Origin of the sequence: Tissierella pigra, assembly GCF_009695605.1 — a bacterium.
Lineage (GTDB): Bacteria > Bacillota > Clostridia > Tissierellales > Tissierellaceae > Tissierella > Tissierella pigra.
Map to the genome: position 1 here is coordinate 48,050 of NZ_VUNQ01000002.1, position 14,354 is coordinate 62,403.

The 14,354-nt window shown below is 31.5% G+C and carries 12 protein-coding genes, 1 tRNA gene and 1 riboswitch; of the genes, 3 read left to right on the forward strand and 10 right to left on the reverse strand.

All coding sequences use genetic code 11. The features are described 5' to 3' along the window. From FYJ83_RS01495 to FYJ83_RS01525, 7 genes are all read right to left on the reverse strand, one after another. The gene (locus FYJ83_RS01495; protein WP_154438399.1) at nucleotides 1-468 is read right to left on the reverse strand and encodes a flagellar protein FlgN; all 468 of its coding nucleotides are present in this window, start codon (nucleotides 466-468) and stop codon (nucleotides 1-3) included. 14 nt (nucleotides 469-482) lie between these two features. Then, entirely contained in the window at nucleotides 483-764 is a 282-nt protein-coding gene (gene flgM, locus FYJ83_RS01500) for a flagellar biosynthesis anti-sigma factor FlgM (RefSeq protein ID WP_154438401.1), read from the reverse strand. 63 nt (nucleotides 765-827) lie between these two features. After that, entirely contained in the window at nucleotides 828-1,238 is a 411-nt protein-coding gene (locus FYJ83_RS01505) for a MerR family transcriptional regulator (RefSeq protein WP_154438403.1), read from the reverse strand. Further along, nucleotides 1,235-1,882 (reverse strand): ComF family protein, encoded by a 648-nt coding sequence (locus FYJ83_RS01510; RefSeq protein ID WP_154438404.1) that lies wholly within the window; start codon nucleotides 1,880-1,882, stop codon nucleotides 1,235-1,237. Before FYJ83_RS01510 ends, FYJ83_RS01505 begins: the two co-directional genes overlap by 4 nt. 1 nt (nucleotide 1,883) lies before the next feature. Beyond that, nucleotides 1,884-4,106 carry an SF1B family DNA helicase RecD2 gene (gene recD2, locus FYJ83_RS01515; protein ID WP_154438406.1) on the reverse strand — a complete coding sequence of 741 codons (2,223 nt, stop codon included), beginning with the start codon at nucleotides 4,104-4,106 and terminating at the stop codon, nucleotides 1,884-1,886. Between the two features lie 154 nt (nucleotides 4,107-4,260). After that, nucleotides 4,261-5,433, reverse strand: coding sequence for a methionine adenosyltransferase (gene metK / locus FYJ83_RS01520; protein ID WP_154438408.1), 1,173 nt, complete (start codon nucleotides 5,431-5,433; stop codon nucleotides 4,261-4,263). A 365-nt stretch (nucleotides 5,434-5,798) separates the two neighbouring features. Then, nucleotides 5,799-5,902, reverse strand: a riboswitch (SAM riboswitch). A gap of 57 nt (nucleotides 5,903-5,959) precedes the next feature. Beyond that, nucleotides 5,960-6,430: a COG2426 family protein gene (locus FYJ83_RS01525; RefSeq protein ID WP_154438410.1), complete on the reverse strand. Its 471-nt coding sequence runs from the start codon at nucleotides 6,428-6,430 to the stop codon at nucleotides 5,960-5,962. A 170-nt stretch (nucleotides 6,431-6,600) separates the two neighbouring features. Between FYJ83_RS01525 and FYJ83_RS01530 the strand changes: the two genes are divergently transcribed. The 3 genes from FYJ83_RS01530 to FYJ83_RS01540 all read left to right on the forward strand — a co-directional run bounded on the left by FYJ83_RS01530 (nucleotide 6,601) and on the right by FYJ83_RS01540 (nucleotide 12,104). Continuing rightward, the gene (locus FYJ83_RS01530) at nucleotides 6,601-8,736 is read left to right on the forward strand and encodes a methyl-accepting chemotaxis protein (RefSeq protein WP_154438412.1); all 2,136 of its coding nucleotides are present in this window, start codon (nucleotides 6,601-6,603) and stop codon (nucleotides 8,734-8,736) included. A gap of 253 nt (nucleotides 8,737-8,989) precedes the next feature. After that, nucleotides 8,990-9,066 (forward strand) — tRNA-Pro (locus FYJ83_RS01535). Between the two features lie 176 nt (nucleotides 9,067-9,242). Continuing rightward, nucleotides 9,243-12,104, forward strand: coding sequence for a phosphodiester glycosidase family protein (locus tag FYJ83_RS01540; protein ID WP_154438414.1), 2,862 nt, complete (start codon nucleotides 9,243-9,245; stop codon nucleotides 12,102-12,104). Nucleotides 12,105-12,157: 53 nt separating this feature from the next. Here FYJ83_RS01540 and FYJ83_RS01545 read toward each other — a convergent pair whose 3' ends face one another. The 3 genes from FYJ83_RS01545 to FYJ83_RS01555 are packed head-to-tail and all read right to left on the reverse strand — an operon-like array spanning nucleotide 12,158 to nucleotide 14,337. Then, on the reverse strand, nucleotides 12,158-12,487 hold the full coding sequence (locus FYJ83_RS01545) for a rod-binding protein (RefSeq protein WP_154438416.1): 330 nt from the start codon (nucleotides 12,485-12,487) through the stop codon (nucleotides 12,158-12,160). Nucleotides 12,488-12,498: 11 nt separating this feature from the next. Beyond that, on the reverse strand, nucleotides 12,499-13,293 hold the full coding sequence (gene flgG / locus FYJ83_RS01550; RefSeq protein ID WP_154438418.1) for a flagellar basal-body rod protein FlgG: 795 nt from the start codon (nucleotides 13,291-13,293) through the stop codon (nucleotides 12,499-12,501). 6 nt (nucleotides 13,294-13,299) lie between these two features. Continuing rightward, nucleotides 13,300-14,337: a flagellar hook-basal body protein gene (locus FYJ83_RS01555; RefSeq protein WP_195837881.1), complete on the reverse strand. Its 1,038-nt coding sequence runs from the start codon at nucleotides 14,335-14,337 to the stop codon at nucleotides 13,300-13,302. Nucleotides 14,338-14,354 lie beyond the last annotated feature (17 nt).

The window sequence follows — 14,354 nt, forward strand, 5'->3', positions numbered from 1 at the left end:
CTACACCTTCCTATCAAAAATACTATTTCCGTTTTCTTTTATCTCTTTCTTACCATAATTAGGACTTGTGGGGTTGCTGGTAATTAAGTTTATATTGAAATCAATCCAATCTAAATTCTCCATTATCAAATCATTGTTTATCTTGTTCCTATCACTTAATTCTTCCATCACATTTTTCATTTCTTCTTTAATATTAATCAATACTTTATTATCTTCTGGAAATTTTTCTATGACAAAAGAAATAGAAGTGTCTTTGGCTACTCCCCAAGTATCTAGAAATCTTTCTCTTTCTTCTTCCAGCAGAGCCATTTGATTTACTAACACTTCTTCAATTCTTGAAGTTTCTTCTAATTCCTGTACATTATTGGATATGATTATATCTGTCTTTTTAAAAGATATATCTTTTAGTTCAACTAAGATTTCTAATTCTTTATTTAATATTTCTTCTAATTCCTCTATAAATGTCATTTTCTCACCAGCCGTTATATTTTCTTATCAAAAGTAATATCTTCAATTATCTTTTCAGCTATTTTCTTTCCGTCTATTTTATATGTTCCTGTCTGAATTTGTTTTTTAATATTTTCTACTTTTTCTGTACGTATTTCTTCCACTTCTTTTACCTTTTTCAAAGCGTATTGAAATTCTACAGCTTGTTCTGATAATTTTACTTGATCTTTATCATTAGTATTCTTATCTTTGACTTTCTTAACACTATGATTCTCATTATATACTTTAAAAACATTACCCATTTTATTTATTCTCATAAAAAACACCCCTCTTCCCTTTCAATATTATTATCGGTAAGATGGGGTGTTACTTTAGTTTTTTTATCTATTTTTTCCATATCTATCTATTAATCTAAATTTTTCTTCTACTTTTCTACCGTCTGTTTTAGGTCTTGCTGCATTTACTATGGCTCCCAGTTCCCTTTCCATTCCCACTGTACATTTTTCACAGAATCTTCCTGTTCTAATGCCTACACCACAGCTTTCACACTCTAGTATAAGAGCACTTCCTTCTGCTATTTCCAATCTTCCTGCCCTTAGAAAATCTATGATTTTCCTTGAATCTACTTCTGTTTCTTCACTAACTTCCTGAACATCAGCTCCTGGATTGTCATATAAATACTCCTTTACCTTTTGAAAATCTGCTTCATCTTCTCTTCTACAGGTAGGACACACTCTAAATCCATCATAGTTATAAATTCTTCCACATCTACTACAATTTTTTACATTCATATTTTCACTCCTTTTTTACTTGAAGTTATGCCCACGGTTATGACTTCCTTTACACCACTATTTATAAGTAATCTAGAACATTCTCCCATAGTTGCTCCTGTAGTTATAATATCGTCTACTAGAAGTATTTTTTTATTTTTAATTTTATTAATATCCTTCACTTTAAATGAATCCTTTAGATTTGTAGCCCTATTGATTTTAGTCAAGTGAGATTGTTCCTTAGTCCATTTTATCTTGACTAAATTATTTTTAGACACAGGTATGTTTAATTCTTTTCCTATGAAATTTCCCAATAGCTCAGCCTGATTATATCCTCTTATGGCTTCCTTTCTTCTATGAATTGGTATATATATTATTATATCTATATCTTTATGTATGTTTTTTCTTGTTATTGTTTCCACCATAATTTGTCCAAGGGGTTTATATAAATAATTTTTTCCATTAAATTTATAATCTCCTATAATTTCTCTAATGAACCTATTGTACTCCAAGGAATAGTAGGTTTTCTTAATATAGGGAAAATCCAGTTCTAATTCACCATGGACTATTTCTAATCTTTCATAACAATCTTTACATAGATACCCAATTATGTCAATATTATTCTCCTTGCAAAAAAGACAAATATTATTTTTCACAAATAACATACTATTCCTCCATAAAAATAGAAATATAACTTCTCATTTTCCTATCTAAAGCCGAATATCTTTTTGTTATTCTATTATTTTTTATCATCATAGATAAATATTTCTCTTCTCCTACTAATACTACTAGTTTTTTTGCCCTTGTAATGGCAGTATATAATAGATTTCTAGTTAGAAGCATTGGAGGACCCCAGGTAATAGGCATTATAACTACGGGGAACTCTGAACCCTGTGATTTATGTACTGTTGTTGCATAGGCTAGTTTCAATTCATCTAATTGGTTAAATTCATATTCTACTTCTTTTTCATCATCAAATAAAACTTTCATGGTTCTATCCTCTTCATCTATATCTATGATAAATCCAAAGTCTCCATTAAATACACCTTCACCTGTATCTATTTCTATACCATTTTTCATTATCTTCCATTCAGTAGTATAATTGTTTTTTATTTGCATCACTTTGTCCCCTACTCTAAAAAGTTCTCCAGCTATATCCTTTTCAGATTTTTGGTCATTTTCTGGATTTAGGGTAGATTGCAAATATTTGTTTAAGGAATTTATACCTACATCTCCTTTTTTCATTGGAGTAAGAACTTGAATATCTTTTACACTATCTACTCCATAGAATTTAGGTAATCTATCAGCACAGAGTTCCACTACTGTATCTAATATATCCTTAGTAGTATTTCTTGTGAGAAAATAAAAATCTTTATCCTTTTGATTTAGAATTGGGTTTTCTCCCTTATTTATTTTATGGGCATTGACTATTATCATACTTTCTTCTGACTGTCTGAAGATTTCATCTAACCTTACTACTTTAACTACTCCTGATTCTATTATATCCTTTAATACATTTCCTGCTCCTACAGATGGTAACTGGTCTATATCTCCTACTAAAACAACTCTAGTTCCTGGATTTATGGCTTTAAGCAAAGAGTTCATAAGCAGTATATCTATCATGGAAGATTCATCTATGATAATTAAGTCTCCTTCTATGGCATTGTCTTCATCTTTTCCAAAGGCCATACTTTCTTCTTCCATAAAGGAATATTCCAATAATCTATGTATTGTTTTTGCTTCTTTTCCTGTAGTTTCTGTCATTCTCTTTGCTGCTCTTCCAGTGGGAGCTGCCAATATAACTGAAAGTCCTAAGTCCTCTGATATTTTTATTATGGCATTTATAGTAGTAGTCTTTCCTGTACCTGGTCCACCTGTAATTACTACAAGACCATTTTCTAAGGATTCTTTTATGGCTAAAATTTGTTTTTTAGCAAATAGAATAGTTTCTTCTTCCTCTATTCTTTTTATTTCCTTTTCTACATCTACTGATAGTTCTTCTAATTTTACTTGAGACAATTCTACTAATTTTTTACTTACATTATTTTCTGCAATATGAAAAGGAGTGTAATAAATTAGAGTATCTTCACCATCTCTAATTATATGAATACTTCCCTTCAGTCCAAGATTTCTTATACCTTCTTCTACTAAACTTTCTTCTGTTTCCAGCAATTCTTTGGTATTTAAGATTAATTCTTCTTTAGGTACATAGGAATGTCCATTTCCTGCCCATTCCATTATAACATACTTTAGTCCTGCCTCTATTCTATATAAAGATTCCTTATTTATGCCCATTTTTTCTGCAATTTTGTCTGCTGTTTTAAATCCTATACCGTATATATCTTCCGATAATTTATAAGGATTTTCCATTATTATATTTATGGTGTCTTTACCATATTTTTTATATATTTTGATACCATAGTTTACTGTAATTCCATATTGCTGAAGAAATACCATTATATCTCTTACTTCTCTCTGTTCTTTATAAGCTTCAACTATTCCTTCAAGCTTCTTATCCCCTATTCCACTAATTTCCTTTAGTCTTTCTGGATTATATTGGATAATTTCCAAAGAATCCATGCCAAACTTCTCCACTATCCTTTTAGCCGTCTTTGGTCCAATATGAGGTATAAGTCCAGAGGAAAGATAGTTTTCTATTCCCTTTAAGGTAGACGGTACTACTACCTCTAAAGTTGTAAAGCTAAGTTGTTCTCCATAAGTAGGGTGATATATCCATTCTCCTTCTACCTTTACAGTTTCTTCTAAATTAATAAAGGGAGTATTACCTACTATAATAATTGGTCCATCAGATGTATTAAGTTTTGCAACTGTATAGCCGTTGGATTCATTTCTGAATCTAACTTCTTCAATGACACCTTCCAGTAACATATACTCGCCTCCCTTATTAGTTAATATTTAATAGTTAAAAGTGAATAGTTATGGAAGTTTCAAGTAAACTTGAAACTATTTAGGTAAAGACCGCAGGTCGTACACACTATTCACTATTCACTCTTAGTTATTCACTGGAGATTTATTGAGAGGGTTATCCTCTCAATAAATCAACTTTATCTATTTTCTCCCATGGTAAATCTAAATCTTCTCTGCCAAAGTGTCCATAGGCCGCTATTTGACTATAGATTGGTCTTTTTAAGTCTAAGTCTTTTATAATTGCTGCTGGTCTTAAATCAAAGTGCTTTCTTACTAATTCTTCTATTTCTCCATCAGTTACTTTACCAGTACCAAATGTATCCACATAAATTGATAATGGTCTAGCTACTCCTATGGCGTAGGAAAGACCTACTTCACATTTATCTGCTAATCCTGCTGCTACTATATTTTTCGCCACATATCTTGCAGCATATGCAGCTGAACGGTCTACTTTTGTAGGATCTTTTCCTGAAAAAGCTCCCCCTCCGTGTCTTGCATATCCTCCATAGGTATCTACTATTATTTTTCTTCCAGTCAATCCTGCATCTCCCATAGGTCCACCTGTTACAAATCTACCTGTTGGATTTACATAATATTTTGTATTCTCATCTAGTAATTCATGAGGAATTATTTCCATTACTACATATTTTATTATGTCTTCTCTTATGGTTTCTAAAGATACATCTGGACTATGTTGAGTGGATACTACTATATTTTCTATTCTTACTGGTTTATCGTTATGATACTCTACTGTTACTTGAGTCTTTCCATCTGGTCTTAGATATTCCAAAGTGCCATTTTTTCTTACATCTGCTAATCTTTTAGCTAGTTTATGTGCTAAAGATATGGGTAATGGCATTAGTTCCTTAGTTTCATTACAAGCATAGCCAAACATCATGCCCTGATCTCCAGCACCTATTTGGTCTAATATATCTTCTGAGTTAGTCTTTTGTTCAAGAGCTTTATCTACTCCCATGGCAATATCTCCTGATTGCTCATTTATGGAAGTAAGTACTGCACAAGTATCTGAATCAAATCCATACTTTGCTCTAGTATATCCTATTTTTTCTATAGTGTCACGAGCAATTCTAGGAATATCTACATAGCATTTTGTAGTTATTTCACCTGCTACTAATACCATTCCTGTAGTCACTGTAGTTTCACATGCCACCCTTGCATTAGGGTCTTTTTCTAATATTGAATCAAGTATAGAATCTGATATTTGATCACATATTTTATCTGGATGCCCTTCTGTTACTGATTCAGAAGTAAATAACCATTTCTTCATTTCTTTTCCTCCTCTTTATAATTTAAATTCACCTACTATTAGGTCATTTTATATAATTTGTCGTTATATTTGACCTAGAATTACACTAGGTCAGTTGTCGCAGTCTCGAAACACCAATTTGTTTACTCACTGGCGTTCGTTGTGTTAGGTCATTTGTCACAGTCTCGAAACTCAAATCTATTTGCCCGCTACCCTCGCATAGATTTGGTTCTCATTGCCTTTTTGTCCAATGAGCGTAGCGAATTGTAGACAAAACGGACAGCGTAGGTGCGTTTGACCTACCTACAGCTCACTCACTACGTTCGTTCACTGGATTAGGTCATAAAAAAAGACCTTTTTAAAGAAAAGGTCTTAGCGTTTGCTTTACCTCATCTTTCAGAACTTAGTTCTGTGGGACTTAGCACCTTGTATATAAATACTGGTTGCCGGGTTTCATTGGGCCCATACCCTCCACCTCTCTTGATAAGGAACTATATTTTTTTATCTACATGACATTTTATCATAGGAAAAAATCCTAGTCAACAATTTAAAATATTGAAACTATACCATAAGATATAGTTAGTACTATAAGACCTGATGATACGACTCCTAGAGATATGGCCATTAATGACTTTTTAAAATCAAGCTTCAGCATAGATGCTATAACAGAGCCTGTCCATGCTCCTGTAGTAGGTATTGGTACAGCAACAAATATAAATAGTCCTATAAGACTATATTTTTTTATGGTCCTTGATTTTTTCATAGATCTTCTTTTTATCCACCCTATGGTCTTTGAGAAAATCACTGTTTTTTCAAAGAAAGACATAATAGGATAAAGTAACTTTAGTAAAAATGGAACTATGATTATATTCCCTATTATACCAAGAATTGCACTATGTACTGGGCTTAGACCTAGTGATATACCTAAAGGTATAGCTCCTCTTACTTCCACTATAGGTAACATGGAAAAGAAAATTACCATGATTTCTATCCTTAATTCTTCTATTAATTCTAACATAAATATTCCTCCAAACATTCCGATAAATATATTATACCTTCAATGATTGAATTTTGACAATGAATAATCGCAATTTTTGTAAAAAACTTGCTTTATTTATGGTAAAATAATCAATATACGGTATATATTAGTTAAACCTTTAATTACAAAATAACATAGGAGATGATAAGGTGAAAAAGCTAAAGATGAAAAAATTTAAAAAAGAAAATTTAACACCCAAAATGCCAAGCTTTAAAGTATCTCAACCTAGTGAGGAAAACCTTGACAACGTGGAAAATCAAAAAAGTAAGAATTCAAAAACCATTAAATTTAAGTTAATTGTAGTTCCCTTAGTATTTCTATTTATTACAATACTAGTAATTGAAGGTGGGACCTCTTATTTGTTTAAGAGGAATATATTAAATGCAAAGAAAACCAGTGGTTTTCAGTTAGCAAACCAAGTAATAAGTAGAATGAATGATAATGAAAGCTCTATTATGGCAATTACTGAAGTATTGGAAAAAAACATGAGAGCTACAGCAAATTCAGTAATAAAAAACCAAGATAATTTAAGTAATGAACTCCTAGATAATATTAAAGAAAGTTCTATTATAGATAATATCTATTGGTATAATGAAAATATGGAAATGATATACTCAACAGTTCGTGGAGATATTGGATGGATTGTACCTTCTGATCATCCATTAGCTAACTTTATGCAAAGTTCTGATCTCGAAATGATAGAAAAAGATATTAGACAAGATGCAGCATCTGAAAATGGTTCTTACTATAAATTTGGAGCAATAAAGGGACAAGGTGGAGCATTTGTTCAGGTTGCTATTTCTGCCGATAAAGTCCATGAATTAACTGAAAAATTTCAATATCAAAAACTTATAGATGATTTGTCCAGAGATTCTAGTATAGTTTATGCTGGATTTATAGATCCTAATAATAAAATAATAGCTCATAGTAATAGTGATAAAATTGGTACAGAAATAAGTGATAGTAATATTATTGAGGCAATAAATGAAAGAACAGGCTATTCCTCCATATTTGATAATGGAGAAGAAGTCTATGAGTTCGTAGTTCCTGCTAATATAAATGGAAAGTTTTCAGGTGCTTTGAATATAGCTTTATCTATGAAAGATACCAATGATGCAATTAATAGAAATATGATTATTGTTTTAATTGTAGGTGCCATTTCCTTTATTATTTTGGGAACCGTATTGTTTCTTATATCTAAAACCATTTCAGATAGTCTTAATATAGCAAAAAATCATTTAAATCTAATGGCATCTGGAGATTTTACCAATATCCTATCTCATAAGTTCCTTAGTAAAAGAGATGAGTTTGGAGAAATTTCTAATTCTCTAGGGAATTTACAAAGCTTTATTAAAAAACTTCTTAGTGATATGTATAATATATCTGATAACTTAAAACTTGCATCAGAAAAATTGGCTTCTACCAGTACTCAAACAACTATGGTATCCCAAGAAATTGCCAATACCGTGCAAGAAATAGCTCGAGGAGCATATGACCAAGCAGGAGATACAGAAAAAGGTGCCGTAAGTATAAATGTATTAGGAAACCTTATAGAAAAAAACCAAGAATATGTTGAAGAACTAAATAAAACTACAGATGAAGTCAGAACATTAAAGGATGAAGGTAGTGCAATAATTAAAGAATTAGTAAAAAAAACTAAAATGAATCAAGATTCTGTAGAAGAGATAAATCAAATTATTTTAAATACAAATCGTAGTACTGAGAAAATCCACAATGCCAGTTATATGATTCAAAACATAGCTAGGGAAACAAATCTTTTGGCTCTTAATGCTGCCATAGAAGCAGCTCGTGCTGGTGAGCATGGAAGAGGTTTTGCAGTTGTTGCAGATGAAATCCGTAAATTAGCGGAGAACTCCAATGAATTTACTAAGGAAATAGTAAATATAATAGAAGATCTAACAAAAGAAACAGAGTATGCAGTAGGTAATGTTGAAAAAGTAAAAGAATCTACAGAACTGCAAAGAGTAAGTGTAGAAACTACTAATGATAAATTTGAAGGTATTGCAAAGGCTATTGAAAAAATTGGAGCAGCAATTGAAAATGTAAATTCTTCTGGTAATGAAATGAATAATAAAAAAGAAGAAATAATAAATATTATTGAAAGTTTATCTGCAATTTCAGAAGAAAATGCTGCTGGAACACAGGAAACTTCAGCATCTATTGAGGAACAAATATCTGCCATGTCAGAAATTGAACTTGCCTCAAAGAATTTACTAAAATTATCAGAAGAAATGTATAGAGACATATCAAAACTTAAATACTAACTCTAAAGACAGGACAGAAAACATAAGATTTTTTGTCCTGTTTTAAATATTCCTTTATAAATTCACATATTTTTAGAGATATATCTAGATATTTATAGATATACTTCAATTTATCTATATAATCTTAATTTCAATCTATATATCACCATTTTTGGCTATATACAGACTAATTTAACCTATTGCATTTTTATCCAATCCATCGTATACTATAATAGTCGAGTGAGTGACACAGACACAACAAACAATTAAATGTCGGGGTGTAGCGCAGTTTGGTAGCGCACGTGGTTTGGGACCATGGGGCCGGGGGTTCAAATCCTCTCACCCCGACCATAAAAAAAGAATTAAACAAAAGTTTAATTCTTTTTTATTTTTTTGTCAATAGTCATTTGTTCCTAACTTGTAATATAATTGTAACCCAATTGATATATTTAAACTATATAATAATACTTGGACAAGCAATCTTAGGCAGATTAGGAAAAAAAGGTAAATTATAATGAGGTGATTTAATGAAAAAAAATATTAAAAAGGTTTTTGTGTCTATTTTAGCTGCTACAACTGTATTTACTTCAACTGGTCCAGCTCTTGCTGCTAAAATTACTGTAAACATGCCATATTCTATATATGAGAATGTAGAAAAACATAATATTTCTTCTGGAGTGGTCTATGAAAAAATAATGCGTTTTACCACTTCTGGATGGTGGAATATAAATGTACTTAGAATAGATTTGCTAGACCCTTATACTGAAATAAAAGGTCTATTTAATCCGAATGGCATTCCAAATAGAGACAAAGTTAGTTCCCTAGTGGAGAAACATGATGCTGTAGCTGGAATAAATGGAGACTATTTCAATTACGCTCCTCTACCATCTTCTTTAGGAACTTTAATTAATGATGGTACAATAATATCTTCTCCTATAGAAAAGGACTATGCTCTTCCTACCTTCTTCATAGACTTTTTAAATAATGCTAAAATAGATTATTTAGATAGAAGCATGGTGGCTACTAACTTATCTAGTGGAAAGAAAGTTGTTATAAATGCAATAAATAAGGTAACTACTAACTTTGAGGTTTTAACGCTTTTAGATAAAAATTGGGGCACTAAATCCATAGGAAACAAATTTCATTCAGATTTAGTAGAAGTTGTAGTAGAAGATGATGTAGTAACAGATGTAAGAATTGGAAAAGAAGCAGTTAACATACCTCAAAACGGATATGTTTTAGCTGTAAGAGGAGAAGAAAGAAAGCAAGGATTAGATCAATTTGCCGTAGGCGATCCTATAGATCTTAAATTAGCCACTTCTCCAAGTACTGATGAAATCAAATTTGCCATAGGTGGCGGAAGTATTATACTTAAAGATGGGGAATTGTCCCTTACAAATATTAACTCTCAAGGAAATGCTCCTAGAACTGGAATCGGAATTAGTCAAGACGGAAAAGAACTTATTTTAGTAACTATAGACGGAAGGGATAAATCCTTCAAAGGAGTCAGCCAAGAAATGTTTGGTGCAATTCTAAGAGACTTAGGGGCATATAATGGATTAAATCTAGATGGCGGTGGTTCAACTACTATGGCAATAAAGCCAATTGATGAGCAAAAAGCCACTGTAGTAAACAAACCATCTGAAGGAACTGAAAGACTTGTAGTAAATGGAGTTGGAGTATTTTCCAATGCTCCAGTAGGAGAACTATCATATATTAAAGTATCAACTGATGATTCAAATATGTTTTTAAATACTTCAAGAGACTTTACAGTAAAAGGCTATGATGAATATCATAATCCAGTTGCAATAGATAAATCTAAACTAATATTCACTCACGAAGGTGTAGAGGGAACTATAGATGGCAACAATTTTAAAGCTCTTTCAGAAGGTGTTGCTAAGATCAGTGCCAATTATGATGGTATAACTGCTTCTACAGAAGTTAAGGTATTAGGTCCCGTTAGAGACTTAACTACTGATTTATCCAATTTCAATATGGACTTAAATAGTGAAAGAACTTTGCCTGTTTTTAATGGTAAAGATAAAAATGGCTATCAAGCCAAAATATATCCTAAAGACATTGAATTCACAACTATTAACAATATTGGAACTGTAAATAACGGGGTCTTCCATAGTGGTGACAAATCTCAAGCTGGAGTTCTAACTGCAAAGTTAGGAGACGGAGTTAAAAATATTATAGTAACTGTAGGTAGTTCTGGTAAACTAGTTGAAAGCTTTGAAAGTATTAACAATATACATTTCTCACCATACCCAGATGCAGTAAAAGGTAGTGTATCTTTAAGTCAGGATGTAAAAGAGGGTAAATCTTCACTATCTCTAAAATATGATTTCTCTGGTGGAACTGGTACTAGAGCTGCTTATATTAATTTCGGAACAGGAGATAAAAAGGGACTAACTATAGCTGGTGTGCCAAAGAAACTTGGTATTTGGGTTAAAGGCGATGGTAGTGGTACATGGCTAAGAGGTACTTTAAAGGACAGTAAAGGAAAAGAACATACTATAGACTTTACAAAGAATATAGATTTTAGTGACTGGAGATTTGTAGAAGCTACAATTCCTTCTAATATTTCATACCCTATTATTTTAGAACGAATTTATCCTGTGGAAACAGATAGTTTAAAAGCACCAGCAGGAGAATTATTACTTGATGGATTAACAGCTTTTTATCCACCTACATTAGGCAATGTAGTAATGCCTACACCAAGCTCATTAAAAGATGATAAAAATGTTAAGTCCAATGTTGAAGATAATGGTTTTACATTTGCTGTAGCAGCAGAACCAAAGAAATTAGATGAACTTGTAAAATATGATGCTAGTTCAAAAATTAAAGCTAGAATAAATAAAAGTAAAATAGCTGTTTTCTTAAATAGCGTATCAAAAGAATTTTCAAATGGATTAAACAACTATGCAAGAATAGACGCTTCAAGTGGTTATAAAAAGGATAAACATAAAGAGGTTGTTTTCATAAGTGTAAATACTGACAAAAAAGGTATTAGGGCAACTAATGCTAGTCAATGGAATAATCTTAAAAATGATTTATCTAAAATACAGGAAGATAATATTGTACTATTCTTTACTACTCCAATATTTGGAGATAATGGATTTGAAGATAAACTAGAAGCAGATTTACTTCACAGTTATTTAGTAGAAGCCCACGAGAGAGGTAAAAATGTATTCGTAGTCCATGGTGGAAGCTATAATGCTTCTGATTTAAAAGATGGTATAAGATATATTTCTCTAAATACAAAAACACCAACAAAAGCTGATGAAATATACGACTTAGGTATTGTAGAATTTGTGGTAAATGGCAAGAATATGACTTATACAATTTCCCCCTTATTTGAAAAACCGGGAGTCAAAGTAAAATAAAAACAACTCCGATTTCTGATAATCAGAAATCGGAGTTGTTTTTATTTGCAAATTTACAATCTTACATTTCCATTTTTAAATTGTTCATAAAGCATCTTTGCTATTCCTATACCATTATTTCCGTTGGACATCTCCTTAGATAATTCCTCTAAGTACATTTCCTCAAATATTTGAGTTCCTTGAGATTTTTCTATGAAGCCATTATTATCTGGAACAGTTTTTTTCATTTCTTTTAACATCATATAGGTAAATATACTTTCAAATTCCTTACATACTTCCATTAATTCCTTATCTTCGCCATCTTTAAGGTTTTCTGCCTTTTTCTGAATCATGGAAGGATCTTTATCTACATTTATAATATTATTATTTGGTAATATATTCATCTAATCACCTATTATCTTTTTAAATTATTTGCAATCTGCATCATTTCGTCAGAAGTAGATATGGTCTTTGAATTAATTTCATATGCTCTTTGAGCTGTAATCATCTTTACCATTTCGTCTACAACTTGAACATTTGATGCTTCTAAATATCCTTGAACTACTTTCGTACTCATTTCTTCTGCTTCTAGTAAAATTTCTTCTCCCGAAGCAGTTGTTGCTCTGTAAAGGTTTTGTCCTTCAGCTTGAAGCCCCTCTGGATTCATAAAATTAACTAACATTAGTCTTCCTATCTCAACATTTTCATCATCTTCATCTAATCCATAGACATATCCTAGTTCATCAACAGTTATATCCTTTAATCCTAAATCAAAAGTAATTAAATCCTCATCTTCACTAAGTACAAAATATCCTTCTGAAGTAACTAAAGTAGCTTCATCTCCATCTACACTTAATTTAAATCCACCATCTCTAGTATATCTTATATCTTCATTAGGCATCATCACTGCAAAGAAACCTTCTCCATTTAATGCAAAATCAAAGGTATTTTGAGTATCTATAAAAGACCCTGTTCTAAAGTCTCTTTTAGTAGCCACAGGCATAGAACCATGTCCTACTTCTAAATTTACCGGTCTTCCACCTTCGTCGTTTATATTAGCTCTTTTTAGATTTGTATAAAATAAATCTTTAAATTCTGCTCTTTGTACTTTATAGCTTGTTGTATTCACATTGGCTAAGTTATTTGATATAGTATCTATATTAAATTGCTGTGCCTTCATACCTGTTGCCGCAGTCCATAATGATCTCATATTATTTTACACCCTTCCTATTTCAGTAGCTGCTTTTTCTAACATTTCATCCTGCATCTTAATTGCCTTTTGTCCTGCTTCAAATTCCCTAAGTAAATTTATCATTTCAACCATTCCAGATATTGAGTTCATATTAGAACCTTCAAGATAACCTTGTAATACTTCTCCATTAAATGGATTTTCTTCTATATTAGCATTTTCTACTCCATAAAAAAGATTATCTCCCATTTTTCTAAGAAATTCTTTATTATTTATATTAACTATATCTAAGGTATCTATGGTATTTCCATCAACTTGAATGAGTCCATTAGCTAAAATATCTACATTACCACCGTTTAAAGGAATCGCACCATTTCTTCCAAGTACTCTTCTGCCATCTAAATCTGTAAGATAACCGTCAGTTATGGAGAATGAACCATTTCTAGTATATAGAGTTTGTCCTTCTCCTTGGATTTTGAAAAATCCATCTCCCTTTATGGCTAAATCCAATTTTCCACCTGTATCCATCATTCCACCATGAGTGAAATCAGTAAATATCTTCTGAAATCTTACTCCTCCACTCATAGTACCTACAACATAAGGAGGTGGAGTAAATACTAAGCCTTGAAGTAGATTTTCCATATCTCCTCCTTGCTGTACTCTGTTTCCACTCTGGTCGATTAAATAATTTTCATAATCTGTTTTATTCTCACCCATTAAATCTTTATAATGGGTTTTTAAATTCCCTTCTTCATCAGCTACAACTTTTATTTCCTTTACATAAGACTTTCCCCTAGAAGTTTCTAAAACAAAGTATCCTTCTTCTGTTCTAGCAGTATGAACTCCATTATTATTTTCATAAGTTATGTTATTTTCCCCAGGTATATTTCTCAACTCTGGAGTTTTACTCATCTTTACCAATAACTTTTCAGGAAAAGACTCAGAAAGAGAAATATCCTTTTTATATCCTACTGTATTTACATTGGCTAAATTATTTGACAAAACATCTAGCTTTTTTTGGTTGGTCACTAAAGAAGTAGCTCCAATATATAGACCTCTATTCATATTCATCACATCCTAAA